Origin of the sequence: Gordonia otitidis (genome assembly GCF_020735545.1) — a bacterium.
Classification (GTDB): domain Bacteria; phylum Actinomycetota; class Actinomycetes; order Mycobacteriales; family Mycobacteriaceae; genus Gordonia; species Gordonia otitidis.
Genome location: NZ_CP085974.1, coordinates 1179755 through 1206508, shown reverse-complemented (window position 1 = coordinate 1206508; position 26754 = coordinate 1179755). Strand labels below are relative to the sequence as shown.

23 protein-coding genes and 2 pseudogenes are annotated in these 26754 nt (G+C 65.6%); 16 read left to right on the top strand and 9 right to left on the bottom strand.

Annotated elements, in window-relative coordinates:
• Positions 1-38: 38 nt before the first annotated feature.
• The 7 genes from LK459_RS05430 to LK459_RS05400 all read left to right on the top strand — a co-directional run bounded on the left by LK459_RS05430 (position 39) and on the right by LK459_RS05400 (position 7494).
• A complete protein-coding gene (locus LK459_RS05430; RefSeq protein ID WP_007240151.1) occupies positions 39-2585 on the top strand; it encodes an ATP-dependent Clp protease ATP-binding subunit in 2547 nt (848 codons plus the stop codon).
• A 248-nt stretch (positions 2586-2833) separates the two neighbouring features.
• On the top strand, positions 2834-3169 hold the full coding sequence (locus LK459_RS05425; RefSeq protein ID WP_007240152.1) for a hypothetical protein: 336 nt from the start codon (positions 2834-2836) through the stop codon (positions 3167-3169).
• A 37-nt stretch (positions 3170-3206) separates the two neighbouring features.
• Complete coding sequence (locus tag LK459_RS05420; protein WP_227922201.1) at positions 3207-4142, top strand: aldo/keto reductase; 936 nt, start codon at positions 3207-3209, stop codon at positions 4140-4142.
• Between the two features lie 111 nt (positions 4143-4253).
• On the top strand, positions 4254-5342 hold the full coding sequence (locus tag LK459_RS05415) for an enoyl-CoA hydratase/isomerase family protein (RefSeq protein ID WP_227922200.1): 1089 nt from the start codon (positions 4254-4256) through the stop codon (positions 5340-5342).
• Positions 5335-6111, top strand: a complete 777-nt coding sequence (locus LK459_RS05410) for an enoyl-CoA hydratase (protein ID WP_007240155.1) — start codon at positions 5335-5337, stop codon at positions 6109-6111. Before LK459_RS05415 ends, LK459_RS05410 begins: the two co-directional genes overlap by 8 nt.
• 84 nt (positions 6112-6195) lie before the next feature.
• Complete coding sequence (locus LK459_RS05405; protein WP_039994336.1) at positions 6196-7116, top strand: SGNH/GDSL hydrolase family protein; 921 nt, start codon at positions 6196-6198, stop codon at positions 7114-7116.
• A gap of 174 nt (positions 7117-7290) precedes the next feature.
• Complete coding sequence (locus LK459_RS05400) at positions 7291-7494, top strand: cold-shock protein (RefSeq protein WP_005172335.1); 204 nt, start codon at positions 7291-7293, stop codon at positions 7492-7494.
• A 70-nt stretch (positions 7495-7564) separates the two neighbouring features.
• Here LK459_RS05400 and LK459_RS05395 read toward each other — a convergent pair whose 3' ends face one another.
• The 4 genes from LK459_RS05395 to LK459_RS05380 form a co-directional block, all read right to left on the bottom strand.
• Positions 7565-8896: an acyltransferase gene (locus LK459_RS05395; protein WP_227922198.1), complete on the bottom strand. Its 1332-nt coding sequence runs from the start codon at positions 8894-8896 to the stop codon at positions 7565-7567.
• 294 nt (positions 8897-9190) lie between these two features.
• The gene (locus LK459_RS05390) at positions 9191-10462 is read right to left on the bottom strand and encodes an MFS transporter (protein WP_007240158.1); all 1272 of its coding nucleotides are present in this window, start codon (positions 10460-10462) and stop codon (positions 9191-9193) included.
• 31 nt (positions 10463-10493) lie between these two features.
• A complete protein-coding gene (locus tag LK459_RS05385) occupies positions 10494-10970 on the bottom strand; it encodes a TspO/MBR family protein (protein ID WP_227922196.1) in 477 nt (158 codons plus the stop codon).
• Between the two features lie 10 nt (positions 10971-10980).
• Positions 10981-11646: a TIGR03086 family metal-binding protein gene (locus LK459_RS05380; RefSeq protein ID WP_227922194.1), complete on the bottom strand. Its 666-nt coding sequence runs from the start codon at positions 11644-11646 to the stop codon at positions 10981-10983.
• A gap of 106 nt (positions 11647-11752) precedes the next feature.
• On the opposite strand from LK459_RS05380, the pseudogene LK459_RS05375 reads away from it, so the two are divergent.
• From LK459_RS05375 to LK459_RS05365, 3 genes and pseudogenes are all read left to right on the top strand, one after another.
• Positions 11753-12734 (top strand): annotated as a pseudogene (locus LK459_RS05375) (helix-turn-helix transcriptional regulator).
• A 14-nt stretch (positions 12735-12748) separates the two neighbouring features.
• Complete coding sequence (locus LK459_RS05370) at positions 12749-13408, top strand: GntR family transcriptional regulator (RefSeq protein WP_227922192.1); 660 nt, start codon at positions 12749-12751, stop codon at positions 13406-13408.
• Positions 13409-13496: 88 nt separating this feature from the next.
• Positions 13497-13925 (top strand): MarR family winged helix-turn-helix transcriptional regulator, encoded by a 429-nt coding sequence (locus LK459_RS05365; RefSeq protein WP_227922191.1) that lies wholly within the window; start codon positions 13497-13499, stop codon positions 13923-13925.
• Here the strand turns inward: LK459_RS05365 and LK459_RS05360 are convergent.
• The 5 genes and pseudogenes from LK459_RS05360 to LK459_RS05340 form a co-directional block, all read right to left on the bottom strand.
• Positions 13922-14773 carry an alpha/beta fold hydrolase gene (locus tag LK459_RS05360; RefSeq protein WP_227922189.1) on the bottom strand — a complete coding sequence of 284 codons (852 nt, stop codon included), beginning with the start codon at positions 14771-14773 and terminating at the stop codon, positions 13922-13924. The genes LK459_RS05365 and LK459_RS05360 overlap by 4 nt on opposite strands.
• Positions 14770-15576 (bottom strand): HpcH/HpaI aldolase/citrate lyase family protein, encoded by an 807-nt coding sequence (locus LK459_RS05355; protein ID WP_227922188.1) that lies wholly within the window; start codon positions 15574-15576, stop codon positions 14770-14772. Before LK459_RS05355 ends, LK459_RS05360 begins: the two co-directional genes overlap by 4 nt.
• Positions 15573-16439, bottom strand: coding sequence for an FAS1-like dehydratase domain-containing protein (locus tag LK459_RS05350; protein ID WP_227922187.1), 867 nt, complete (start codon positions 16437-16439; stop codon positions 15573-15575). The genes LK459_RS05355 and LK459_RS05350 overlap by 4 nt, the downstream gene beginning before the upstream one ends.
• Positions 16440-16542: 103 nt before the next feature.
• A pseudogene (locus LK459_RS05345) lies at positions 16543-17682 on the bottom strand (CaiB/BaiF CoA transferase family protein); the annotation flags it as partial.
• Positions 17683-17713: 31 nt separating this feature from the next.
• Positions 17714-18871, bottom strand: a complete 1158-nt coding sequence (locus LK459_RS05340; protein WP_227922186.1) for an acyl-CoA dehydrogenase family protein — start codon at positions 18869-18871, stop codon at positions 17714-17716.
• Between the two features lie 201 nt (positions 18872-19072).
• On the opposite strand from LK459_RS05340, the gene LK459_RS05335 reads away from it, so the two are divergent.
• From LK459_RS05335 to LK459_RS05310, 6 genes are all read left to right on the top strand, one after another.
• On the top strand, positions 19073-20155 hold the full coding sequence (locus tag LK459_RS05335) for an alpha/beta hydrolase (RefSeq protein ID WP_227922185.1): 1083 nt from the start codon (positions 19073-19075) through the stop codon (positions 20153-20155).
• A 215-nt stretch (positions 20156-20370) separates the two neighbouring features.
• Positions 20371-21855: an MFS transporter gene (locus LK459_RS05330; protein ID WP_227922184.1), complete on the top strand. Its 1485-nt coding sequence runs from the start codon at positions 20371-20373 to the stop codon at positions 21853-21855.
• Complete coding sequence (gene nirB, locus LK459_RS05325) at positions 21852-24416, top strand: nitrite reductase large subunit NirB (RefSeq protein ID WP_227922183.1); 2565 nt, start codon at positions 21852-21854, stop codon at positions 24414-24416. The genes LK459_RS05330 and nirB overlap by 4 nt, the downstream gene beginning before the upstream one ends.
• A complete protein-coding gene (gene nirD / locus LK459_RS05320; protein WP_227922181.1) occupies positions 24413-24796 on the top strand; it encodes a nitrite reductase small subunit NirD in 384 nt (127 codons plus the stop codon). Before nirB ends, nirD begins: the two co-directional genes overlap by 4 nt.
• Complete coding sequence (locus LK459_RS05315) at positions 24796-25998, top strand: uroporphyrinogen-III synthase (RefSeq protein WP_007241129.1); 1203 nt, start codon at positions 24796-24798, stop codon at positions 25996-25998. Before nirD ends, LK459_RS05315 begins: the two co-directional genes overlap by 1 nt.
• On the top strand, positions 25988-26722 hold the full coding sequence (locus LK459_RS05310; protein WP_227922179.1) for a sirohydrochlorin chelatase: 735 nt from the start codon (positions 25988-25990) through the stop codon (positions 26720-26722). The genes LK459_RS05315 and LK459_RS05310 overlap by 11 nt, the downstream gene beginning before the upstream one ends.
• Positions 26723-26754 lie beyond the last annotated feature (32 nt).

Here is a 26754-nt window from a genome sequence, read left to right as displayed (position 1 = left end):
CATCGACGGCCGGGGCGCTAGCAATGTGAGGGAGAACAATGTTCGAACGGTTCACCGACCGCGCACGCCGGGTTGTGGTTCTGGCCCAAGAAGAGGCGCGGATGCTCAACCACAACTACATCGGCACCGAGCACATCCTCCTGGGTCTGATCCACGAGGGTGAGGGCGTCGCCGCCAAGGCACTCGAATCTTTGGGAATCTCCTTGGAAGGTGTCCGCAGCCAGGTCGAGGAGATCATCGGCCAGGGGCAGCAGGCGCCATCGGGGCACATCCCGTTCACGCCGCGTGCGAAGAAGGTTCTCGAGCTGTCGCTGCGGGAAGCGCTGCAGCTCGGACACAACTACATCGGCACCGAGCACATCCTGCTCGGCCTCATCCGAGAGGGCGAGGGTGTTGCCGCTCAGGTGCTCGTCAAGCTCGGCGCCGACCTCAACCGGGTCCGCCAGCAGGTCATCCAGCTGCTGAGTGGTTACCAGGGCAAGGAGCCGCAGGAAGCAGGCACGGGAGGTCGGTCCAGTGAGTCCGGCACACCGTCGACCTCGCTCGTGCTCGACCAATTCGGCAGAAACCTGACCGCAGCCGCCGCCGAGGGCAAACTCGATCCCGTCATCGGGCGCGAGAAAGAGATCGAGCGCGTCATGCAGGTGCTCAGCCGCCGCACCAAGAACAACCCTGTTCTGATCGGCGAGCCGGGCGTCGGCAAGACCGCCGTCGTCGAAGGACTTGCCCAGGCGATCGTCAACGGCCAGGTGCCCGAGACACTCAAGGACAAGCAGCTCTACACCCTCGACCTCGGTTCGCTGGTCGCGGGCAGCCGCTACCGCGGCGACTTCGAGGAACGCCTCAAGAAGGTGCTCAAGGAGATCAACACCCGCGGCGACATCATCCTGTTCATCGACGAGCTGCACACGCTCGTCGGCGCAGGTGCCGCCGAGGGCGCGATCGACGCCGCCAGCATTCTGAAGCCGAAACTGGCGCGCGGTGAGCTGCAGACCATCGGTGCCACCACCCTCGACGAGTACCGCAAGTACATCGAGAAGGATGCCGCGCTCGAGCGTCGCTTCCAGCCGGTGCAGGTCGGCGAGCCGTCGGTCGAGCACACGATCGAGATCCTCAAGGGTCTGCGCGATCGGTACGAGACGCACCACCGCGTGTCCATCACCGACGGTGCACTCGTCGCCGCCGCGACTCTGGCCGACCGCTACATCAACGACCGCTTCCTTCCGGACAAGGCGATCGACCTCATCGACGAGGCGGGCGCGCGCATGCGTATCCGTCGGATGACCGCTCCGCCGGACCTGCGCGAGTTCGACGAGCGCATCGCCGACGCCCGCAAGGAGAAGGAGAGCGCGATCGACGCGCAGGACTTCGAGAAGGCCGCAAGCCTGCGCGACAAGGAGAAGCAGCTCGTCAACGAGCGCGCCGAGCGCGAGAAGCAATGGCGCAGTGGCGACATGGACGTCGTGGCCGAGGTCGACGACGAGCAGATCGCCGAGGTCCTCGGCAACTGGACCGGTATCCCCGTGTTCAAGCTCACCGAGGAGGAGACCACCCGTCTGCTCCGCATGGAGGACGAGCTGCACAAGCGGATCATCGGCCAAGAGGATGCTGTCAAGGCCGTCTCCAAGGCGATCCGCCGTACGCGTGCCGGACTCAAGGACCCCAAGCGTCCCTCGGGCTCGTTCATCTTCGCCGGACCGTCGGGTGTCGGTAAGACCGAGCTGTCCAAGGCGCTCGCGAACTTCCTGTTCGGTGAGGACGACGCTCTCATCCAGATCGACATGGGCGAGTTCCACGACCGCTTCACCGCGTCGCGCCTGTTCGGTGCCCCTCCCGGGTACGTCGGTTACGAAGAGGGCGGCCAGCTCACCGAGAAGGTGCGCCGCAAGCCGTTCTCGGTGGTCCTGTTCGACGAGATCGAGAAGGCCCACTCGGAGATCTACAACACCCTGTTGCAGGTTCTCGAGGACGGACGTCTCACCGACGGCCAGGGTCGCACGGTCGACTTCAAGAACACCGTCCTGATCTTCACCTCGAACCTCGGTACCTCCGACATCTCGAAGGCCGTGGGACTCGGGTTCACGAAGGGCGACGACTCGACGTCGAACTACGAACGCATGAAGCTGAAGGTCAACGACGAGCTCAAGAAGCACTTCCGGCCCGAGTTCCTCAACCGTATCGACGACGTGATCGTGTTCCACCAGCTCACGCAGGACGAGATCATCCAGATGGTCGATCTGATGATCGCGCGTGTCGAGACGCAGCTGAAGAACAAGGACATGGCGATCGAGCTCACCGACAGGGCCAAGTCGTTGCTGGCCAGGCGCGGCTTCGATCCGGTCCTCGGTGCACGTCCGCTGCGTCGCACCATCCAGCGCGAGATCGAGGATCAGCTCTCGGAGAAGATCCTGTTCAACGAGCTGACCCCGGGCCAGATCGTGCTCGTCGACGTCGAAGGTTGGGACGGCGAAGGAGACGGCGAAGACGCCAAGTTCACCTTCACCGGCTCCGACAAGCCCCGCGAACTGCCCGACGCTCCTGTCGAGCTGACAAAGGCGGGCGAAGGCCAGGGCGACGCGAGCTGATCGCAGGCCGACCGAAGAACTGAATACGAAGAACCCGGCACCTCGAGGTGCCGGGTTCTTCGTATGGACCGTGTCAGCGTCGACCGCGCGTGGTGATCGCGCCGCTGCCGGCCGTGACGGTGGTGTCCCGCTCGAAAAAAATACATTCGATGAGGGGGAACATTGCGGTGGTCGGGGTGCATCCAATGTAATGACAACGCTGAACGAGCGTTGACAACACCACAGATTCCCTCGAAAGGACCCAGATCATGACGACAGCAGGCTACGACACCAACGGCGACGGCTACGTGGACGTGCAGCTCACCGACACCGATGGCGACGGCTACGCCGACGTCGAACTGCAGGACACCGACGGTGATGGCTACGCCGATGTGCAGTACACCGACACCAATGGCGACGGCTACGCCGACGTGCAGGAGAGCGACACCAACGGCGACGGCTACACGGACGTGCAGTACGCCGACACCACCGGTGACGGCTACGCCGACGTCGAGTCCTACGACACCGACGGTGACGGGTACGTCGACGTGCAGTACACCGACACCGACGGCGACGGGTACGCCGACACCAGTTACCACGCGTAGGCGGGGCGCGACCCGCGGTGCGCCTACGATCGGCTGAGTGAAACGAATCCCGCTCGGCGCCACCGATGTCACCGTGCCCAACGTGGCGCTCGGCATGATGCGTATCGAACACAAGTCCGACGACGAGATCCGCGAACTGGTGCACACCGCGCGCGATGCCGGGATCGACTTCTTCGATCACGCGGACATCTACGGCGATGAGCCTGCGCACGGTTGTGAACGCCGATTCGCCGAGGCGCTGCGGCTCTCGCCATCGCAACGCGACGAGGTCACCATTCAGTCGAAGACGGGCATCGTGAAAGACGGTCCCTATTACGACTTCTCGTACGACCACATCGTCGATTCGGTGCACGGGTCACTGCGGGCACTCGGGACCGACTACCTCGACGTGTTGCTCCTGCACCGACCCGACCCCCTCGTCGAACCCGACGAGGTGGCCCGTGCCTTCGACGATCTCGCGCAAGCGGGCAAGGTCCGTCGGTTCGGCGTGTCCAACCACACGCCACGTCAGATCGATCTGCTCAGGAAGTCGGTGACACAGCCGATCGTCGCCAACCAAGTGCAACTGTCGATCACGCACGCGCCAGTCGTCGCGCAGGGTGTCGCGGCGAACATCGTCGGCGAGGAACAGGCGTACACGCTCGACGGCGGGGGAGTCCTCGACTACTGCCGTCTCAACGACATCACGGTCCAGGCGTGGTCGCCGTTCCAATCGGCATCCGCCGGTGTCTTCCTCGGCTCCGACCGCTTTCCCGAGCTGAACGGCGTGCTCGACCGGCTCGCCGACAAGTACGACGTCGCGCCGATCGCGATCGCGACGGCGTGGATCACGCGCCATCCCGCCCAGGTGCAGGTGGTGCTCGGCACGACCACGCCGGCGCGCGTCTCGGCTGCCGCGGCCGGCTCCGACATTCCCCTCACCCGTCCGGAGTGGTACGAACTGTTCCGCGTCGCGGGGCATCGAGTGCCCTGACCTCGCTGGCATCCCGATACTAGGATGTGCAAGTATCTGGGAGGGCGGCGCGGTATCCAACGGCGTCGACGCGCACGTAGGTCCCGGGCAGAAGAGCGAGGAGTGGCACTCATGACGGACGAACCGACGGTTCTCGCCGAGGTGGTCGGGCGGATCGGGCAGGTGACCCTCAACCGCCCGTCGGCGATCAACGCGCTCGACCATGACATGGCGCGTGCGATGCACGTGGCGCTGCGGGCCTGGGCGAGCGATCCGGCTGTCGACGCCGTCGTCGTGTCGGGTGCGGGCGAGCGGGGTCTGTGTTCGGGTGGCGACATCGCCGCCATCCACCGCGACGCGTCGACGCTGTCGGCCGACGGTGCAGGCGGCGATGCCGCTGCCGCCGACAGTCCGTCCGGCCGATTCTGGGCCGACGAGTATCGGCTCAACCTGGACATCTCGACCTACCCCAAGCCCTATGTCGCGATCATGGACGGGATCGTGATGGGCGGCGGCGTCGGAGTGTCTGCGCACGGCGACACCAGAATCGTCACCGATCGCACCCGTCTGGCGATGCCCGAGGTCGGCATCGGATTCGTGCCCGACGTCGGCGGAACACACCTGCTCGCGCGTGTGCCCGACGAACTCGGCACCTACGCAGCGCTCACCGGCGGGACGTTGTCGGGAGCTGATGCGATCGTCATGGGTCTGGCCGACCATTACATGCCGTCGGAGCATCTCGGCTCCTTCCGCGACGCCGTGGTCACCGACGGCGTCGACGCCGCGCTGGCGGCCCACGCGGTGCAGCCGCCGGAGTCCGCGCTGGACGTCGAACGCGAGTGGATACGTGAGGCTTTCGCCGCTGACACGGTGTCGGAGATCATCGAGCGGTGTCGCGCTGTTGGCACCGAGTCGGCGCAGCGCACCGCGGACAGGATCGCGTCGAAGAGTCCCATCGCGCTCGCGGCGACCCTGTACTCGCTGCGCCACAAGGAATCCGATCTCGCAGACACGCTGCGTCGGGAGTTCCGGGTGTCGCTGCGGTTCCTGCAGCACCCCGACATGGCCGAGGGAATCCGTGCGCAGGTCATCGACAAGGACCGCAATCCGGTGTGGACCTCAGACCACGAGCCGGCGCTCGCGTCGATCGACGCCGTCTTCGCCGCGTTGCCTGCGGATACCGAACTCATGCTCGACATCATGGAGGAGTCGAATGTCTGACCACGAGACGATCATCGTCGAGACCTCGGGACGCGTCGGTGTGATCACACTGAACCGACCCAAGGCGCTGAACGCCCTGAACACCGCTCTGATGAATGAAGTGGTTGCCGCTGCCACGGCATTCGACACGGATCCCGACATCGGTGCGATCGTCATCACCGGTTCCGAGCGTGCGTTCGCCGCCGGTGCCGACATCAAGGAGATGGCCGACAAGACGTTCAGCGAGGTCGTCACCGAATCCTTCTTCGGTGCCTGGGACGAACTCTCGCGACTGCGCACCCCCACCATCGCCGCGGTGACCGGGTATGCGCTCGGCGGCGGCTGCGAGCTCGCGATGCTCTGCGACATCCTCGTCGCGGGCGACAATGCCGTGTTCGGCCAACCAGAGATCACTCTCGGTGTGATTCCCGGGATCGGCGGCTCGCAGCGACTGACCCGCGCCGTCGGCAAGGCCAAGGCGATGGACCTCATCCTGACCGGGCGCCAGATGAAGGTCGACGAGGCCGAGCGTGCAGGTCTGGTCTCGCGTGTCGTACCGGCCGCCGAATGCCTCGCCACCGCGAAGGACATCGCCGAAACCATCGCGAACAAGTCGTCCGTCGCGACGGGACTCGCAAAGGACGCCGTGAACCGAGCATTCGAGACAACACTCACCGAGGGCGTGCGGGCCGAACGCAGCCTGTTCTACTCGACGTTCGCCACCGAGGACCAGACAGAGGGAATGGCCGCTTTCGTGGCGAAGCGTGACCCGACCTTCCGTAACCGCTGAAAACGGCGGGCGCTGTCGTCCGTGTGATCGGGTCGACGAGCGGCATCTGACGGTATGACCCGCGCATGTGGGAAGATCGCAGTCGTGTCTCGACGTCTCCTTCGCCGCGCGGGTATTGCCGTGGGGGTGCTCATCGCTGCCGCCGCAGTGGTGGTGCCGGGGGTCGGCGGCGACGACAACCCGTCGGGCCCGACGATCAAGCCCATGGTGCGTGCGTCCGCGGAGACCCCGGCGACCTACGTGGCGTTGGGGAGTTCGTACGCGGCGGGCCCCGACGCGGTGCCGACGCGGCTGAACGTGTGCTTCCGCAGTAGCAACAACTATCCGAACCAGGTTGCCCGGGCGCTGCGTCTGAGGTTGGTGGACGCGACGTGTTCGGGGGCTACCACGGAGAACATCGTCGACAGACCGCAACGCTTCCTCGCGCACAAGCAGATCGACTCCGTCACCCGCAACACGTCGTTGGTGACCATCACCAGTGGTGGAAACGACGTCGACTACATCGGCCGTCTGCTCGCCATGAGCTGCAACAACGTCGCCGCCGGGATCGACAAGGCGCTCGGCCCCGCGGCGCGCAGCTGCCACCTCGGTCATCACGTCGCACCAGAACCCACGACTGCCGACTACGACAGGGTCACCCGTACGCTGATCCAGACGGTGCTCGAGATCAGGCTCCGCGCGCCGAAGGCGCGGGTGGTGCTCGTCGACTATCCGCCGGTCGTGGTCGCGGGCGAGACACCCTGCGATCTGTTGCCATTGAGTCAGCAGGAAACGGAACTGACAATCCGCGTGTTCGACAACCTCGCTGCGGCAACCGCACGGGCCGCGCGGTTGACCGGAACCGACCTCGTGCAGGCCTCGGTCGCGGGCGCCGGCCACACGGTCTGCTCAGCTCAACCGTGGCTCCGTGGGTTCGCGCCCCCGATTCCGTATCACCCGACGACGCGCGGCAAGACCGGCGTCGCGGATCTTGTTGTCGATTCGCTTGGTGGTCCCACCGCCTGATCCGACGACAGCGCCCCGCATCCGAGGCTGACGGCGCGCACGCGTCGACGACGGCGAGTGTGCACAGGCAATTCAGATTCCTGTGATCGTGGGGTCGCAGCGACGGCCGAATGTGTGACACACTGGACAACGAGTCGTCGAACTGACGGCTTTTCAATAGGAAGAAGAAATTGCATGACACAGGGCACCGTCAAATGGTTCAACGGCGAGAAGGGCTTCGGCTTCATTGCTCCCGATGACCAGGGACAGGATGTGTTCGTCCACTACTCCGCCATCACGGGCAGCGGCTTCCGCAGCCTCGAGGAGCAGCAGCGCGTCGAGTTCGACGTCGAGCAGGGCGCCAAGGGACTCCAGGCGACAAACGTGACCGCTCTCTGATCTTTTCAGACACCGGTAGAGAAGGCCCCGACGGAATCGTCGGGGCCTTCTCGCGTCAGTGAACTGCTGGTCAGACCTGCTGTTCGGTGAACTCGTGGTCGCGGTTGCGCCACTGGTGCCAGGCGACGAGAAGTGCGGAGATCACGAGCAGGGCACCGGTCGCGATGAACAGGTACCCGCCCCACACGTCGAAGACCCCGGACACGATCACGCCGCCGACGATCGCGACAAGTGCCACGATCAGCGACCTGCCCGCGTTCTGTGACCGCCAGTCGATGCGGTTGCGGCCCGTCGTGATCAGGCTGATCGGGCTGCGGCGCAACACTTCGACCACGAAGATCGTCCCGGCGACGGTCATCGCATAGGCGAACAGCACCCGCGGGAAACCCGGCCACGATGCGGGGGCGATGGTGGGCAGCAACGCGCTCAGGGCTAGCGGATGTGCCAGGTAGATGCCGAACGAGCGGTCCGACGCAGTTCGCAGCACCTTGTCGGGGACCGAACCGGGAGTTCGACGTTGCTGCCAGATCGTGCCGAAGCAGTACAGCATCATGATGATCGCGATGAACGCGTACACGTTGTGCGGCAGGAACACGTTGGTGGCCCGGGCGACGCTCGTCCCGGTCGACGTGATGTGCAGGAAGTACACGAGGGTGCCCGCGATGGTCGCGATACATGCCGCGAGAAGTGGCCACCGCCAACGGATCACGAACGCCTGGAAAGCCTCGTAATGCATGGCGGCTACACAACCGGCGAGAATGAAGAACTGGTACGGGAGGATGGTGATGACCAGGTGGGTCCACACCACACCCGGTGCGCCGTGTGTGAAGAAGTGGAGTGGGGGACGAACCATGAGGTACATCAACCCCACCTGGATCGCGAAACTCACGACCAACTGGTAGCGATGAGAACCCCACGTGCGCTTGAGGATTGCGAGGATCAGTGGGAAGAACAAATAGATCTGCATGCTCACCGACAAGAAGTACAGGTGATACATCGCGTTGCCGGTGATGAGGTCATACGCGATGCTCTTGGCGGCCGTGACCATCGAATGCTGGTCGGCGACAATGCCTCTGAGTGTCTCCAGGCCGCCGATCCGGTATCGCCCGTACACCCAGTAGAACAGCGTCCACGCCACAAACGGGAGGCCGATGAGTTTGAATCGTCGGCGCCAGAAACTGATCGGTTCGAGTGAGCGATTGCGGTACTGGTAGGTCAGCACGAAACCGGTGAGAGCGAAGAACCCGTAGCGGGTGTACCGCAGGAACACCTCGACGGAACCCGCGGCCACGCTCGTTGCGGCCGTGACGCCGATCATGACGTGATCGAGGATCACGCCGCCGAACGTCACCAGGCGTACGAGGTCGATCTGGTAGAGGTGGCGGTCGCGTCGGGGCTTCATCTCGCCGGTTGAGGTCGCCGGCGCCGTCTGAGTCGAATCGTCAGCACCGACGGCGGTGTCGCTTTTGCCGTTTTCGGGGCGTCCCTCGGGTTCTGGAAGCCGTGGCGTCGTCTGCTGGCTTACGATTGCTCACCCTCCGTTAACCCGACGCTCATAGATCATGAGTCGCTCTAATGGTGTAGTGCCTCGGGGAACGGTACTCCCTGATCCTGTGATTCTTCCTGTGATTCTTCCTGTGAGACCGCTGTCGCGGCTCGTCGGCGCCCGGATTACGTGGTATTCGGCTTTTGTCGCTCATCGTGTGCGGCGCCACACCGCGAGCCCGATGGCGGCCGCGATGAAACACGATGCCGCGCCCACCGCAAGTCCTGTCCGTGCCCCGGCCGCCTCGGTGATCGCGCCGATCAAGGGTCCGCCGATCGGCGTCGATCCCATGAATGCGACCGACCACAGGGCCATCACCCGCCCCCGCATCTGAGGTCGCGAGTTGAGTTGGAGCGTCGCGTTGCCGGTCGACATGAACGACACGCTGAGCCAGCCGACGAAGAACAGAGCGACGATCGCCATCCACAGGGTGGGTGCCGCGGCGGTCACCGCGATGGTGACTCCGAATCCGGTGGAGGTCAGGATCAGGGTGCGCAGTCCGGTCGTACCGCGTGCGGCGACGATGAGCCCGCCGACCACAGCACCGACGCCCATCGACGACGTCATGAACCCGAATGCCTGCGGACCGCCGTCGAAGACATCGCGCGCCGCAACGGGAAGTGACACCTGGAACTCGTAGGCGAGTGTGCCCACCAGCGCCATCATGACCAGCGGCACCCACAGGACGGGCTTGCTCCGCACATAACGCAGACCTTCGCGGAGTTGCCCTTTGGCGCGGGGGACGGGGATCTCATGGGAGATCTCCGAGGTCCGCATCGCCAGCAGGGAGACCACGACGGCCACGAAACTCGTCGCGTTGATGACGAAACACCAGCCGGCCCCCACCGCGGCGAGGAGCACACCTGCGACCGCAGGGCCGATCGCACGGGCGGCGTTCACCATCACAGAGTTGAGGGTGACCGCGTTGCGGATGAGCGATTCGCCGACGATCTGATGGATGAACGCCTGGCGCGCCGGGTTCTCGAACGCATTGTTGAGTCCGAGAAGCAGCGCGAGGATCGCGATCTGCCACACCTCGATCCAGCCGCCCAGCGTGAGGATCGCCAGCACCAGAGCGAGCACACCCATGATCGACTGGAGGAAGATCATGAGCAGTCGTCGGTTGACGCGGTCGGCGACCACGCCCGCGTACGGCCCGATGATCAGGATGGGCAATGCCTGCAGTGCGACGATCACGCCGAGAATCGACGACGAGCCACTCAGCGTGAGCACCAGCCATGCCTGGGCCGTGGCCTGCATCCACGTGCCGACCAGCGACACTGCCTGCCCACCGAAGTACAGCCGGTAGTTGTGCACCGACAGCGATGCGAACGTGCCGGTCGACTGGACCGGTTGCGGGGTGGTGACCGTGTCCGACGTTGCGCCCGTACTCATCTGCGGTCGCGCGTCGTCGTCTCTCATCGACGCCAGTCTAGGAGCCCCGCCTGTGAGCTCAGCGGTTGAGCCGCCACACGTCCGTCGACAGCTTGGTCGCGAAGGCGCACCACAGTGGATACGGGACCAGGGCGGCACCCGCGGCAGTGTTGACGTTCGCTGTTCGGCGGGCGAGGTCGGCGCTGCTCAGCGTCAGGGCAAGCGCCGTGATCGCCGAGGCGCCGAGGCGATGTGCGCCGAAGAACAGCCAGCTCCAACCAGCATTGAGTGCGAGGTTGGCGCCCAGCGCCGCAACGTACTTCTTCGCCTCGGCGGCATCGTTGTCGCGGAGTTCGTCGATGCTGATCGCCGACGTGACAGCGAGGTCGGCGTGGATCGCCGTCCACACGATCGGAAACGCCAGGTCCGGGGGCACATACGACGGTTTGGTCAGCTTCGGGTACCACGATTGCAGTGCCGACTTCGATGCGAGGCTACCGACGGTCGCTGCAGCGGCGGTGCCCAGGCCGGTGACGAGGAGTGTTTTCAGACGCACACCATCGACGTTACCGCCGCCACGCGCGACGGCCCGACCAGTTGGCGAGCTGTTCGGTGGGTCCCGCGTCCGGATGTGGCTCGACGACCGGACCGAAGGGGACGTCGGGGAGATCGCGGATCTGGGCGGGAATGAATTGCCGGGCGATGACGAGCGCCGCGGCAGCCACGTCCGAATCGCCTTCGGCGGGCTGCCCCGTCGCCACCGCGAGATCCCATGCGTGCACCATGGTTTCGTTCACATATCCCCACAGCGCACCGGCGCCGGGGACCTCGCCCCACGGAACCTTCACCAGCGCAGCCAGTTTCGCATCATCGCGCCAGAGCTCTATCGCCTCTGCGACGGCGTCGGCATACGCCTGCGGATCGTGGGTGTCGGCGACACTCGGGATCGTCGTCACGTCGACGCCGCTCGCGAGAGCCACGGCTCGACGCCCGGTTCCCACGACGTGGGCGGACAGGGTGCGCACGTCGAACCCGGTGCAGGGCGTCGGGGCGTCGAGTTGATCGGGGTGGATGCCCCGCAGGATCTCGGTGAGCCACGATGTCGCTACGGCGTAGGCGGCCCGGGGGTCGGCCGGCGCCGACGTGGAAGCGGTACCGGTGTTCTCGGTGTCGGTGGTCTCGGTGTCGGTGGTCTCGGTGTCGGTGGTCTCGGTGTCGGCAGGGGTGTTCATGTCGTGCCTCTCGGTTCGGAGGACGTCGCCGTGCGCGACGTCGCAGCTCGAGTACACGAGGAATACACGACACCCTCTGTCATGATTTGGCGGAGAATTGGCTTTCATGCGCGCCGAACGACTTCTCGCTGTGGTGATGCTGCTCAAGACGCATGGCAGGATGACCGCGGCGCAACTCGCCGCCGAACTCGACGTCTCGGAGCGGACAGTGCTGCGTGACATCGACGCGTTGTCGGTGTCGGGTATTCCGGTCTACGCCGAGCGTGGCCGTCACGGGGGCTTTGCACTCGTCCCCGGCTATCGAACCGATCTGACCGGGCTGACTCCCGCCGAGGCGGCGTCTTTGCTCGCCGGCGGCGGTCGATTGCACTCGCCGGAACTCGCCAGTGCGATGCGCAAGGTGGCCGCCGCGATCCCCGATGCCTACCGGCCCGACGCCATGCGCGCGGCCACGCGAGTGCTCGTGCGACCCGAGGGGTTTGTGCGTGCGGCCGAACCACTCGGCGCTCGGTCCGGTGCAGCAGGCCGTCTTCGACGGTCGTCGGATCCGCATGCGCTACCGGAGACCGGGAGCCGACGCCGCGACCGAGCGCACCGTCGACCCGGTGGGTCTCGTGGTCGCCGGAGATGTCTGGTATCTGGTCGCCAATTCCGCAGGGGCGGAGCGGATGTACCGCGTTTCCCGGATGTCCGACGTCGAGGTTCTCGACGAACGGGCCGAGCGTGACGACGACGTCGATCTCGACGCGATCTGGGAACGTCGACGCACCGATTTCCGTGCCGGATTCGAACAGGTGTCGGTGCGGCTGATGTGTGCCGACGACAGGTCGCTGAGCGCCATGCAGGCGAAGGCGTACAGCACGGTCGTCCACGAGGTCGGTGACGACGGCACAGTTCTCGCCACGGTGACGTTCATCGGTGAACGACACGCCATCAATGTGCTGTGGTCAGCGGAGTTCGACGTCGAGGTGCTCGAACCCGCGCAGATCAGGGACGCGCTGCTCGACCGTGCGCGTCGACTCATCTGCAGGCATGGTGACGAGCCGCCAGATTGCGGCGCTGAGTCGGGGGAGCGTCGAACTCAATAGACTATATTGTTTCCATGAGCGCCGAGGTTCCCGCACGTTCCCGCAGACGCCGCCCTCGGCTGTCCGACGAAGCGGCCGAGCATGTACGCGAACTGATCGTCTCCGGGCAACTCGAACCGGGGCAGTTCATCCGTCCGGAGACGATGGCAGCCGAACTCGACATCTCCGCGACGCCCATGCGTGAGGGGCTGTTGACGCTGCAGAGCGAAGGATTGCTGCGCGTCGAGCCACGTCGGGGATTCATGGTCGCGCCGTTGAGCGCCGCCGACATCGAGGACGTGTTCACCGGTCAGTCGCTGCTCGCAGGTGAACTCGCTGCGCGCGCGACGTCGCGGATGGGCGACGACGACCTCGACGCCCTCGCCGCGATCCAGGCCGAGCTCGAACACGCAGCAGACACAGCCGACTACGACGAGGTGGAGCGACTCAACCACGTTTTCCACCGGATGATCTATTCGGCTGCGGACTCGCCGAAATTGTCGTGGATGATCAAGGGCTCGCTCAACTACGCGCCGCGTCGATTCTTCGCGTCGGTCGAGGGCTGGCCACAGGCGTCGGCTGCCGATCACCGGGCCATCATCGCCGGGTTGCGCGCCCGTGACGCCGATAAAGCACGTGCGGCTATGGTCGCCCACATCAGTAACGCCGGACACCTTCTCGCCGCGCAGCGCTGAGCAGCGAACGGCGGCAGAGCCGCAGGACAGTTCGGGCGGCAGAGCCGCGCATTTACGGACTCTGTGCAATCCACATAGGATGCCAGACATGTCCGCAGCCGAACCGACCGCCGAGGCCGCTGCTGCGCTGTTCGATCTGTTGACCCACACCCTGGAACGCAGAACGCGTGAGCTGAGTATCGGTGGTGCGGCGACGCTGTTCACGCTGTGGCGCAGTGGTCCCCGACGGGCGACGACCCTCGCGACGATCGAGGGTGTCACCGCGCCGACGATGACAGCGTTGATCACCTCTCTCGAGCGCGACGGGCTGGTCGAGCGACGCGCCGACCCCGCAGACGGCCGCGCGTCGATCGTTGCCATCACCGAGTCCGGGTCGGCATACATCGAAGCGAGACGAGATGCGCACATCGCTGAACTGGCGGCAGGAATCGATGAACTCCCACAGCCGCTGAGGACCGAATTGGTTTCGGCCGCTGATGCTTTGGCGGCACTGGTGCACCGGCTCGGCGACACCTAGCCCGTCGTGTGAACCCCGGGCGCGTCGTCGAGGAAGTCGAGAACGAGTGGGCTCGCCTGCGCGCGGTACTCGTCGAAGTACGCGTGGCGCGCGCCGTCGAACACGTGGGTCGTCGCATCGGGGATGGCATCTGCCAGAATCTGGGCGTTCACGACCGGTGCGAACTGGTCGTCGGAGCCGTGCAGGATCAGTGTCGGTGCGGCGATCTCGGGAAGTCGTGCCCATGCGTCGTGGGAATCGCTGGCACGCAGATGTTGTCGGCGTGCCCGCGCCGACATCGTCGGATCGCCGAGCACGGTGTACGGGCCCGGATGTGTGGCCTGCCAAGCGGGCGTGTACATCAGATCGGTCATGACCTGCGTGGCGTCCGGGCCGGCCAGGGCGCGTCGGATATCCGGATCGCGTTCGCGCGCATGACGTCCGCCGGGCGTGGTACAGCCGAGTACGAGTCGACGGACGCGATGGGGCGCGGCGATGGCAATCCATTGGGCCGTGCGCCCGCCCATCGACGTTCCGTAGACGTCGAATCGACCGATCGACAACGAATCCAGAACAGAGAGAGCATCTCTCGCGAACAGTTGCGTGCTGTAGTCCCCGTCGGGGGAGTCGCTGTCGCCCGTGCCGCGGTAATCGAAGGTGACGGTCGTGTGATCGCGGGCGAAATCGTTACGGGTACGGTCCCACCAATGGTGGTTGTTGGCCTGGCCCGGCAGGAGCAGCAGTACCGGACCGCTACCGCGCACCTGCACGGCCAGACGCGTGCCGTCGGAGGTTCGTGAGATCTCGTGGTACTCCTGCACGGGCACCAGTCTTCCAGTGAGTGGTCCGTCGGTGAGCGACGCGGTCATGGGCGTGCCGCTGCGAGGATCTGCTGCGCACGGGCGACCACCGGTGGATCGACCATGTGGCCATCGACCGCGACCGCAGAACCATCCGAGCGCGCCGTCTCGACGATCCGTTGTGCCCACGCGATCTGCTCGGTCGACGGCGCAAGGCACTCGTGAGTCGTCGAGACCTGACCCGGATGGATACAGAGCTTGCCGCGCATGCCGATTCGTGCTGCGTAACCCACGTCATCCGAGAGTTTGTCGACGTCGCGTAGGGCGGTGGTCACCCCGTCCACGGGGGAGCCGAGGTGTGCCGCGGCCGACGCCAGGACGAGTGTGGAGCGCGCGAGCAGGAGCGCCTCGCGATCATCGGGGTCGACGCCGAGTTCTGCCGCGAAGTCGATGGCGCCGAACGCGAGGCGTGCGACACCGGATACCGCAGCCAGTTCGGCGGCGCGCAGTATGCCGACGGCCGTCTCGACGAGCGGTATGACCGAGGTCGACGAGTCGGCCACCGACGAGATCGTCGCGGGATCCTCGGCCTTGGCCAGCATCGCCGGGGCGCCGGTCGGGCCGAGCATGGCGACGTCGGCGTCGAACCACTCCGTGTCTGCCCCGTTGATCCGGACCACTGCCTCGTGCCCATCGGAGAGCCACTGCGCGACGGCGTCGCGCGCCGAGGTCTTGTCATCGGGCGACACCGCATCCTCGAGGTCGATCACGACGAGGTCGGCTCCGGCGGCGTGCGCCTTGGCGAATCGATCGGGTCGGTTTCCCGGGACGAACAGCAGTGTGCGGGCTGTGCGTACCGCGTCGAGGTTCATGCGAATTCACCTCGCCCGCTGACATGTACGGTGTCGACGCCGCTGACGATCCGGAGGTCGACGGTGTCGCCATCCGGGCGTCCCTCGGCTCGGAAGGCGTCGCCGAGGAACAGTGGCTTGCGTAGCCGGAAGTCGAAGGCGCGCAACGATCGTCCTCCACTCTGTGACCGGACCAGCTCGGCGAGATAGGTGGCCAGCAGCGGGCCGTGCACCACGAGGTCGGGGTATCCCTCGACCTCGGTCACGTACGGCTGGTCGTAGTGGATACGATGCGCGTTCGACGTCAGCGCCGAGTAGCGGAAGAGTAGTGGGGTCGTCGGAGTCGGCTCAGCGGTCCACGGAGCGTCGGTCGGACCGAGTTCTTCGACCTCCCGCGTGAACGGACGTGAAGCACCGGAATCGCTGCGGTACACCAGATCCTGGTCTTCGACGAGTACCACCTCGCCGTCCTGTGAGTACTCGCTGCGGACGGTGACGAAGAGCATGTCTCCGGTGCGGCCGTGCTTTTCGGTGACCGACTCGAGGCTCGATCGCTTCTGTGCGGGCACGCCGAGTCGAAGTGGGCGCGTCATCCGCATCGACGATCCCGCGAACATGCGCCTGCGGTCAGGTATCGGGGGGAGGAAATGCCCGTCGGATGGATGCCCGTCTGCGTCGAGCTCGCTGCTGCGCGGCCACTCGGAGAAGTACACCCACTGCCACGTCATCGGCACATGCGAACCGGCAGAGAAGGTCTCGTTCAGGTCGAACGTGGCTGCCAGTCGTGTCGCCTGCGCCGGGTCGAGCTCGTCGTGCTCTACGACGGGTTGCGGCGACCAGTCCTCGACGAAGCTGCTCAATGTGGTGGTCGTCGTGTCGGTCACGGGGGCCTCCCTGGACTGTGCTGGTGTCGTGTGCGTTCGTGCTTCGCACCTGGTCCGAACCGTGGGTGCCGAGAACCCCTGACGCGACGAGGTCGTCGATCTCGTCGTCAGAGACACCCAACTCGCGGGCGATCGTCACGCTGTCGGCGCCGAGCGCGGGCACCGGGTCCATGCGGGGCTCGTCGCCGAAACCGATGGGCGGCAACAGCGCTCGGATCGGTCCGCGTTCGGTCTCGACGCTGCGCCAGCGGTCGCGTCCCGCAAGAACCGGATGATCCAGGAACTCCGAGACCGTGTTGACGCCGCCGAACGCGATCTTCGCCCGCTTCAGCAGTTTGGTGAGCTGGTCGGTGGTCCTGCGACCGAAGTGCTCGGTCACCGCCGCGTCGACCGCGTCCCTGTTGGCGACGCGCAGCGTGTTCGACGCGAACCGCGGATCGGCCGCGAGCGCGGCGTCGTCGAAGACGATCTCGCAGAGCCGCTGCCACTCGGGCTCGTTCTGTATGGCGAGGAGGAAGGTGTGTCCGTCGGCGGCCGAATAGGGGCCGTAGGGGGAGATGGTGGCGTGTGCCGCACCGAAGCGTCCCGGTTGCCGGCCCGCTCCGGCGGTGAAATGCGCCGGCTGGCCCATCCATTCGCTGAGTGCCTCGAAGAGCGAGACCTCGAGGGTTGCGCCCTCGCCGGTGACCTGCCGTTGGTAGAGCGCGGCGAGCACGCCGGAGAACCCATACATCCCGGCGGCGATGTCGGCGATGGAGACGCCGACCTTCGCGACGTCGTCCGGCGTTCCGGTCATCGACACGAGGCCTGTTTCGCATTGCACGAGAAGGTCGTAGGCCTTGCGATCGGCCCATGGGCCGGTGCTGCCCCAGCCGGTGATCGACAGCACGATCTTTCGGGGATCGCGGCGGCGCACATCCTGCGCACCGAGCCCGAGTCGTTCCGCGGCACCGGGGCCGAGGTTCTGCACGATGACGTCCGCGTGATCGGCCAACCGGCGCAACATCTTCGCACCCGATTCCGATTTCACGTCGAGCGCGATCGACTCCTTGGAACGGTTGAGCCACACGAAGTAACTGGCCAGGCCGTCGACGGATTCGTCGTAGGCTCTGGCGAAGTCGCCGGTGCCCGGTCGTTCGACCTTGATGACGCGTGCGCCGAGGTCGGCGAGTTGTCGGGTCGCGAAAGGTGCGGCGACTGCGTGTTCGAGTGACAGGACCGTCACTCCGGATAGGGGAAGCACGGGCTCACCTCCAGTGGTGTCGGGCCGGTGATCAGATGTCGAGTCCGCCGCGCTTCACCAGTTGCTTGGCGATCACGTTCTGCTGGATCTCGTTGGTGCCCTCACCGACGATCATCAGCGGCGCGTCGCGGAAGTATCGCTCGACGTCGTATTCGGTGGAGTATCCGTACCCGCCGTGGATACGGACGGCGTCGAGTGCGATCTCCATCGCGGTCTCGGAGCAGAAGAGCTTGGCCATCCCTGCTTCCATGTCGGCGCGTTGCCCGGTGCCGACGCGATCGGCGGCGTCGAGCAACAGGCTGCGCGCAGCGGCGAGCTTGGTGCCCATCGTGGCGAGCATGTTGCCGACGGCCTGGTGCTTCCAGATCGGGACGCCGAAGCTCTCGCGGTCCTGGGCATAAGCCAGCGCGTCGTCGAATGCCGCTCGCGCGACGCCGGTTGCGCGAGCAGCGACCTGGATGCGACCGGTTTCGAGGCCCTTCATCATCTGTGCGAATCCCTTGCCCTCTGCACCGCCGAGCACCGCATCGGCGGGCACGTGGGCGTCGACGAAGTTCAGTTCGCAACTCTCGACGCCCTTGTAGCCGAGCTTCGGCAGGTCCTTGGACACCTCGAAGCCGGGCACCTTCTCGACGAGCAGGATCGATACGCCGGTATGGGCGGGCTGTGCCTTGGGGTCGGTCTTGCAGAGGAGTGCGACGAGGTCTGACTTGCGTGCGTTCGAGATCCACGTCTTAGAGCCGTTGATCACGTACTCGTCGCCCTCGCGGGCAGCGACGGTGCGCATCGCCTGGAGATCCGAGCCGCCACCCGGTTCGGTCAGCGCCATCGTCGCGCGTATCTCGCCCGTCGCCATCCGTGGCAGATACTTCTCCTTCTGCTCGTCGGTGCCGAACGCGAGGAGCAGTTTGGCGACGACGGTGTGGCCACCCATGGCGCCCGCCAGACTCATCCAGCCGCGTGCGAGTTCTTCGGTGACGCGCGCGTAACAGGGCATCGACACCTGCGCGAAACCGTAGGGCTCGGGAATCGCGAGTCCGTAGATACCCATCTCCTTCATCTGCTCGATGAGGTCTTCGGGATAGGTGTTCGAGTGCTCCAACTCGCGGACGACAGGCCGGACCTGCTTGTCGACGAAGTCCTTGACGGTCTTGATGATGGCTTCTTCTTCTACGGACAGTGTGGTCACGGTGACTCCTTCGACTGAGGTCTATGGAAAATAGTCTATAGAGTTTGCCGACACTTGTCACCTGTCGATGTGGCCGGATGGGCGCGGGGTAGCTATATCCCGTGGTCACAACTGCCTAACGACCTCCGCGGGCATTTGGTGAGAAGGGAATGAGGTCAGTAACATCTGAGGCTGTTGTTATTTATGGGACTAAAGGGGCTGATGGTGCGACTTCGTCGAGTTCGGTGTGTGTCGGCTCTGACCGCGCTTGCGGCCGTGGTGGTCGGTGCCGCCACGATGAGCGGGGTGGCCGCCGCCGACCCGACGCCGGTGGCACCTGACCCGGCATCCTCGAGCATTCAGACCGTCGTGCACGACTCACCGCTGCAGACGACGCTGATCGTGTACTCGGCGTCGATGGGCAAGGCCATTCCCGTCACGGTCCTGCATCCGAAGGACACTAGTAAGCCGGTGCCGACCCTGTATCTGCTCAACGGTGCAGGCGGCGGTGAGGATTCGGCCACCTGGGCAGCCAAGACGTCCTACGCGCAGTTCTTCGCCGACAAGAACGTCAACGTGGTCACCCCGATCGGCGGCGCGTTCTCGTATTACACCGACTGGCAGCGCGACGACCCGGTCCTCGGCCGCAACAAATGGCAGACGTTCCTCACCAAGGAACTGCCCCCGCTGATCGACAAGGAATTCAAGACCACCGGCGCGAACGCGATCGCGGGAATCTCGATGGCGGGCACGTCCGTGCTCAATCTCGCAATTGCCGACCCCAAGCTCTACAAGGCTGTCGCGGCGTACAGCGGATGTGCACGAACGAGTGATCCACTCGGGCTGCAGTACATCCGGATGGTGGTCGGCGACCGTGGTCGCGGCAACATCGTCAACATGTGGGGAGTCCCCGGCGGTCCCGGATGGCGCGCGAACGACCCTTACCTCAACGCGGCAAAATTGCGCGGCACCAAGGTCTACATGACCAGCGGCACAGGACTGCCCGGCCAGTACGACAGACTCGATTCCCCGCTGATCAACGGCGACCCCGTCACGCTCGCCAATCAGGTCCTGCTCGGCGGAGTCATCGAGGCGGCCGTGAACAACTGCACCCAGCAGATGGCGCAGCGCATGAAGGAACTCAACGTGCCCAACAAGGTGCTGACCCGATCAGGCGGCACGCACTCCTGGGCATACTGGGAGCAGGATCTCCACGACACCTGGCCGATGATCGAGGCCGACCTGAACGCGAAGCCCGCGCCTGCCGCCAAGCCTGCGGTGGCCAAGGCTCCCGCGAAGAAGTAGGTTCGCCACAAGGCGTGTTCGGGTGGATTCTCTCCCCGAACAGGCACCGCGGACTTCTCACATCCCGGTCATTCGACCGGTGAGCAGACTGTGACGGAAGGGTCACGCGGAGAAAACTTCCTGCAATAGCGGTTTCCTACCGTTGGGAACACATCGGATCGCGGCAGCGCAGCACGCGACCGGCCAGCCCCGACTTTTCAGGAAGCAGCACCCCCATGAGCTACACGTACACCCGCAAACACCACATCACCGGGTGGGACCCGGAAGACCGGCAGGCGTGGGACGCAGGCGGCGCCCAGATCGCCAAGCGCAACCTGGTCTGGTCGATCATCTGCGAGCACATCGGGTTCTCGATCTGGTCGCTGTTCTCGGTGATGGTCCTGTTCATGTCGCCGAAGTACGGCATCAGCCTCGACCAGAAGTTCGCGATCACCGCGACGGCGACGTTCGTCGGTGCATGTCTGCGCATTCCCTATACCCAGGCGACGGCGAAGTTCGGCGGCCGCAACTGGGCGATCTTCTCCGCTGTCGTGCTCCTCATCCCGACCGGCCTCGTGTTGATGCTGATGATGAACCCCGGCAAGTTCGGGTTCGGCTGGTTCCTGTTCGTCGCGGCGCTCACCGGTCTCGGTGGCGGCAACTTCGCCTCATCGATGACCAACATCAACGCGTTCTTCCCGCACCGACTCAAGGGCTGGGCGCTCGGGCTCAATGCCGGTGGCGGCAATCTCGGTGTCCCGGTCATCCAGTTGATCGGTCTCCTGGTGATCTGGCTCTCGTCCGACAAGCCCGAGATCGTGTGTGCCATCTATCTGGTCGCCCTCGCGTTCGCCGCGATCGGTGCAGCCATCTTCATGGACAACCTCGACCATCAGACCGCAAGCTACCGTTCGATGGTCGACTGCCTGAAATACCGTGACACGTGGCTGATCTCGCTGCTCTACATCGGTACGTTCGGTTCGTTCATCGGCTTCAGCTTCGCGTTCTCGCAGGTGCTGCAGATCAGTTTCAAGTCATCGGGTGTCGGGAACGCCGCACTCGCCGCTGCCCAGATCGCATGGATCGGACCGCTTCTCGGTTCCATCGCCCGCCCCTACGGCGGAAAACTCGCCGACCGCTTCGGCGGGGGCCGCATCACCTTCGTGTGCTTCCTCGCGATGATCGCGTCGTCGGCACTGCTGGTGATCTCCGGAATGGCTGCCGACGCCCACGTCCACCACAAGATCGGCACCGCGCAACTCATCGGCTTCATCGTCGGGTTCATCCTGCTGTTCTTGATCTCGGGTATCGCCAACGGTTCGGTCTACAAAATCATCCCGACGGTCTTCGAGCACAAGGCCCGCAACCTCACCGGTCTGACCACCATGGGCCGCGTCATCTGGTCCCGCAAGATGTCAGGCGCGCTCATCGGCATCGCAGGCGCAGTCGGCGCGCTCGGCGGAGTCGGTATCAACCTCGTCCTGCGGTCGAGCTACAAGGCCAATCAGTCTGCGACAGCAGCATTCTGGGTGTTCCTCGGCTTCTACGTGATCGCGGCGATCATCACCTGGTTCTTCTACGCCCGTAGCGAGATCGTCCTCGAAGAGCGCGAAACCACCGACATCCCGGTCACCGACGAGACGTCCGGACCTGCCGATGGCGAGCCCGCCGTCGACGACACCGAGCTGTCCCCGAGTCCCGCGCAGGGAGCCGCGAAATGACTTCGGAGAACATCACCGACACCCGAACCTGCGTGGTGGTCGGTCACGGAATGGTCGGACACCGGTTCGTCCAAGAACTGCGCGAACGTGACACCGCGGATCGCTACCACGTGATCGTGCTCAGCGAGGAGCCGGTTGCCGCATACGACCGGGTGGGCCTCTCGAGCTACGTGGGCTCGTGGGATCCCCTGTCGATGGCGCTGCCGGACAACACCTATGCGGGCGACGAGGTCGTCGAACTCCGTGTGGGTGAGGCGGCCGCCACGATCGATCGCGAGCAGCGTCGTGTCATCACGTCGTCGGGTGACGAAATCGATTACGACGCTCTGGTTCTGGCCACCGGCTCGTATCCGTTCGTGCCGCCGGTCGAGGGCCGCGACAATCCGCGCAGCTTCACCTACCGGACACTGGCCGATCTCGACGCGATCCGCGCGGTCGCCGAAGCCGCGCCCCCGGGGGCGCCGGGTGTCGTGGTCGGTGGAGGATTGCTGGGGCTGGAAGCTGCCAATGCCCTCCGGCTGCTCGGAATGACCCCGCACATCGTCGAATTCGCGCCCCGCCTCATGCCGCTGCAGGTCGACGACGGCGGTGGCGCACTGCTCGCCTCGCTCGTCGGCGACCTCGGGCTGCACGTACACACCGGGGTGTCGACGACAGCGATCGCCGACTCCGACGACGACTTCCTCGCTGTCACGTTGTCGGACGGAACGGTTCTCGACGCCGCGCTCGTGGTGTTCTCGGCCGGTGTCCGGCCACAGGACGCGCTCGGCCGCCAAGCCGGACTCGACGTCGGCGAACGGGGCGGAATCATCACCGACACCGGATGCCGCACAAGCGATCCGTCCATCTGGGCCATCGGGGAGGTGGCAGCCGTCGAGGGTCGTTGTTACGGCCTCGTGGCGCCCGGTTACACGATGGCCGAGATTGCGGCAGACGGGATTCTCGGCACCTGCGACTCGCTGTTCCCCGGTGCCGACATGTCGACCAAGCTGAAGTTGCTCGGCGTCGACGTCGCGAGTTTCGGCGATGCGATGGGAGTCACCGAGAACGCCCTGGAGATCGTCTACTCCGATCCGGTCGCGGGCACGTACAAGAAGCTCGTACTCTCCGACGACGCGTCGACGCTGTTGGGCGGCATCCTCGTCGGCGACGCCGAGGCGTACGCGATGCTCAAGCCCATGGTGGGGCGCGAGATTCCGGGCGATCCTTCGTCGCTGATCGCACCCGCGGGCGCCGAGGGAGCCGGTATCGGACTGTCGGCACTACCCGACGACGCCGAGATCTGCTCATGCAACGGCGTCTCCAAGGGTGCGATCTGTGGGGCCATCGGCGAGGGCGCGTGCTCGGTCGCCGACATCAAGGCCTGCACATCGGCCGGCACCACATGCGGCGGATGCGTGCCCTCGATCACCCGGTTGCTCGCCGATTCCGGTGTCGAACTGTCCACCGCGCTGTGCGAACACTTCACGCAGTCGCGCGCCGAGTTGTTCGCAATCGTCGCCGCGACGGGTATCCGGACGTTCTCCGAGTTGATCGGGCGCTTCGGCGCCGGCGGTGGATGCGAGATCTGTAAACCCACCGTCGCGTCGATCCTCGCCTCGACGTCGAGCGACCACATCCTCGACGGCGAGCAGGCGGCCCTGCAGGACACCAACGACCACTTCCTGGCGAATCTGCAGAAGAACGGGACCTATTCGGTGGTTCCGCGGATGCCCGGCGGCGAGGTCACCGCCGACCAGCTCATCGTGATCGGGCAGATCGCCAAGGACTTCGGGCTCTACACCAAGGTCACCGGTGGCCAGCGCATCGACATGTTCGGTGCCAGGGTCGAGCAGTTACCCGAGATCTGGCGCCGACTCGTCGACGCCGGAATGGAATCGGGGCATGCGTACGGCAAGAGCCTGCGCACGGTGAAGAGCTGCGTCGGATCGAGTTGGTGCAGGTACGGCGTGCAGGACTCCGTGGCGATGGCCGTGCGCCTCGAACACCGCTATCGTGGGCTGCGCTCACCGCACAAGATCAAGCTCGGTGTGTCCGGATGTGCTCGCGAGTGCGCCGAGGCGCGGGGCAAGGACGTCGGCGTGATCGCGACGGAACAGGGCTGGAACCTCTACGTCGGCGGCAATGGCGGCCAAAGTCCTTCGCATGCAAAGCTTCTTGCATCGGGGCTCGACGACGAGACGCTCGTGCGCTACATCGACCGCTACCTCATGTTCTACATCAGGACCGCGGACAGGTTACAGCGCACCGCACCGTGGCAGGAGAGCTTCGCCGGAGGGCTCGATCGGTTGCGGGAGATCGTCTGTGACGACATCCTGGGTATAGCGGGTGACCTCGAAGACGCGGTCGCCCGACACGTGGACGGCTACCGCGACGAGTGGGCCGCAGTGCTCGACGACGAAGAGAAGCTGCGCCGATTCGTTTCCTTCGTGAACGCCCCCGAGACACCCGACCCGACCATCGCCTTCGACGACTCGTCGGGGCGCAAGGTCCCGGTGCTTCTCGGTCTACCGACCCTGCCCGTCGGGGACACCACCCAGGTCAAGGAGACAGCATCATGACCGCGTTGGACGACGCACCCGCCACACCGACCACAGCGCGTTCCGAGGAGACCTGGGTGGCCATCTGTCCGCTCGACCGGGTCAGCGTCGGCCGCGGTGTGGCCGCACTGATCGGCGACACCCAGGTGGCTGTGTTCCGGCTGACCGATGGCCCCGAACCCGACCTGCGGGTCGTCGACAACATCGATCCGTTCGGGCGTGCTGCCGTGATGTCCCGCGGGTTGGTCGGCGACAGGGCAGGCGTGCCGACGGTTGCGTCGCCGCTGCTCAAACAGATCTTCTCGCTCGACACGGGTGTCTGCCTCGACGACGAGTCCCGTGCGCTGCGGATGTACCCGGTTCGCGTCGTCGACGGGACGATCGAGGTCTGCGCCCCCTGATGACTCAGTCCGACCCGACCACGACGCCCCCGACCTCCCCGGACAGGACCGCCAACCCCGAGAAGACCCTCATCGGTTTCACCATCGGCGTCACCGCCGCACGTCGCGCAGACGAGTTCGCGGCGCTGCTCGAACGGCGAGGCGCGACGGTGGTCCATGCGCCCGCCATCCGCATCATCCCACTGGTCGACGACGACGAACTCGAGCGCGCAACCCAGGCGATTCTCAACCAACCCCCGGACATCCTCGTCGCGACGACCGGCATCGGGTTCCGCGGATGGGTGGAGGCTGCCGACGGATGGGGGCTCGCCGACGATCTCGTGGACACTCTCGGCGACGTCCGGTTGTTGGCGCGGGGGCCCAAGGCCAAGGGCGCCATCCGTGCCGCAGGTCTGCGCGAACAGTGGTCTCCACCGAGTGAGTCTTCGAGCGAACTGATCCGCGAACTGCTCGAGGAGGGGGTGGCCGGGCTGCGGGTGGCCGTGCAACTACACGGCGCCACGACCAGTTGGGAGCCGCTGCCCGATCTGTGTGATGTGCTTCGGGAAGCAGGCGCCGACGTCGTGCCCGTTCCGGTCTACCGGTGGACGCCACCCGACGACACCGAACCCATGAGCAGGATGATCGACGCGGTCATCAACCGTGACCTCGACGCCGTCACGTTCACCAGCGCACCGGCCGTCGCATCCATGCTCGGACAGGCACACCGCGCGGGTGCACTCGAGCCGCTGCTGCATGCGATGCGCACAGCCGTACCCGCGATGTGCGTGGGCAACGTGACCGCTGGTCCCTTGCACGCACTGCAGGTTCCGACGTTGCAGCCCAGTAGATTCCGGCTCGGTGCGCTGGTCAGACTCATCGCCGACGAGCTCCCGCGACGTGCCACCGTGCTCCGTGTCGCCGGACACGACCTGAGCCTTCGGGCATCGGGTGTGGTGGTCGACGGGTGCTACCGGCAGGTGACCGGATCGAGCATGGCTCTGCTACGTGTGCTGCATCGCGTTCCGGGGCAGGTTATTTCACGCAAGGCGATGCTCGACGAACTCCCCGGCGGCGGAACCGACACGCACGCCGTCGAGATGGCGATCACCAGACTGCGCACCGCGCTGGGCGATTCGAAGATGATCCAGACCGTGGTCAAGCGGGGCTATCGCCTCGCAGTCGACCTCGAATACGACGAGAACGATTCCGATGACACCTGAACCAACCCGCGGCCGCGCGGCACCTATCCTCGTGGCGCACGGCACCCGCTCGCTGGCGGGAGTCGACACCATCGGACGCATCGCCGCCCTGGTCGGCCAACGCATCGGTCAGACCCGCGTTGCGTTCGTCGACGTCCTCGGCCCGTCGCCGTCGGAGCTGCTCGCCGAGACCGACGACGCCGCGCTGGTGATCCCCGTGTTCCTGGCCGCTGGTTACCACGTGCGGCGCGACATCCCCGCGCACGTCGAGGCGAGCGGACATCGCGACGTGACGATGTGCGACAACCTCGGCCCCGATCCCGTGCTGGCAGAGGTGATGCGCGACCGTCTGCGGACAGCAGGATGGCGACCGGGTGATGCGGTGGTGATGGCGGCGGCCGGGTCGTCGGATCCGCTGGCACTCGGCGAGGTGGAGAAGGCCGCCGCCTACCTGAGCGATCTGATCGGGGACGACGTGCCCGTCGGCTACATCGCGACGGCGACGCCGCGAGTGCCCGAGGTGGTCGCCGAGGTGCGCAACTGGCGCCGACGCGTCTTCATCGCGTCATACCTGTTGGCGCCCGGTCTGTTTCATTCCAGACTCGCCGAGTACGGCGCCGACGGCGTGGGCGAACCGCTCGGCGCCGACCCTCGCATCGCCGATCTCGTCGTCGACCGGGTGCGGGCCGCCGTGGACGGCTCCGCGACCTCACACGCGCGACCAGGCAATGTGAGAACCATGTGATCGACCGGTAACGAGCTGTCACGGACCTCGAA

Excerpts from the sequence above, each read along its gene's own strand:
- LK459_RS05430 (WP_007240151.1), top strand. The coding sequence starts at position 39 with ATGTTCGAACGGTTCACCGACCGCGCACGCCGGGTTGTGGTTCTGGCC.
- LK459_RS05425 (WP_007240152.1), top strand. The coding sequence starts at position 2,834 with ATGACGACAGCAGGCTACGACACCAACGGCGACGGCTACGTGGACGTG.
- LK459_RS05415 (WP_227922200.1), top strand. The coding sequence starts at position 4,254 with ATGACGGACGAACCGACGGTTCTCGCCGAGGTGGTCGGGCGGATCGGG.
- LK459_RS05410 (WP_007240155.1), top strand. The coding sequence starts at position 5,335 with ATGTCTGACCACGAGACGATCATCGTCGAGACCTCGGGACGCGTCGGT.
- LK459_RS05400 (WP_005172335.1), top strand. The coding sequence starts at position 7,291 with ATGACACAGGGCACCGTCAAATGGTTCAACGGCGAGAAGGGCTTCGGC.
- LK459_RS05395 (WP_227922198.1), bottom strand. The coding sequence starts at position 8,896 with ATGAAGCCCCGACGCGACCGCCACCTCTACCAGATCGACCTCGTACGC.
- LK459_RS05390 (WP_007240158.1), bottom strand. The coding sequence starts at position 10,462 with ATGAGAGACGACGACGCGCGACCGCAGATGAGTACGGGCGCAACGTCG.
- LK459_RS05380 (WP_227922194.1), bottom strand. The coding sequence starts at position 11,646 with ATGAACACCCCTGCCGACACCGAGACCACCGACACCGAGACCACCGAC.
- LK459_RS05370 (WP_227922192.1), top strand. The coding sequence starts at position 12,749 with ATGAGCGCCGAGGTTCCCGCACGTTCCCGCAGACGCCGCCCTCGGCTG.
- LK459_RS05365 (WP_227922191.1), top strand. The coding sequence starts at position 13,497 with ATGTCCGCAGCCGAACCGACCGCCGAGGCCGCTGCTGCGCTGTTCGAT.
- LK459_RS05360 (WP_227922189.1), bottom strand. The coding sequence starts at position 14,773 with ATGACCGCGTCGCTCACCGACGGACCACTCACTGGAAGACTGGTGCCC.
- LK459_RS05355 (WP_227922188.1), bottom strand. The coding sequence starts at position 15,576 with ATGAACCTCGACGCGGTACGCACAGCCCGCACACTGCTGTTCGTCCCG.
- LK459_RS05335 (WP_227922185.1), top strand. The coding sequence starts at position 19,073 with ATGGTGCGACTTCGTCGAGTTCGGTGTGTGTCGGCTCTGACCGCGCTT.
- LK459_RS05330 (WP_227922184.1), top strand. The coding sequence starts at position 20,371 with ATGAGCTACACGTACACCCGCAAACACCACATCACCGGGTGGGACCCG.
- nirB (WP_227922183.1), top strand. The coding sequence starts at position 21,852 with ATGACTTCGGAGAACATCACCGACACCCGAACCTGCGTGGTGGTCGGT.
- nirD (WP_227922181.1), top strand. The coding sequence starts at position 24,413 with ATGACCGCGTTGGACGACGCACCCGCCACACCGACCACAGCGCGTTCC.
- LK459_RS05315 (WP_007241129.1), top strand. The coding sequence starts at position 24,796 with ATGACTCAGTCCGACCCGACCACGACGCCCCCGACCTCCCCGGACAGG.
- LK459_RS05310 (WP_227922179.1), top strand. The coding sequence starts at position 25,988 with ATGACACCTGAACCAACCCGCGGCCGCGCGGCACCTATCCTCGTGGCG.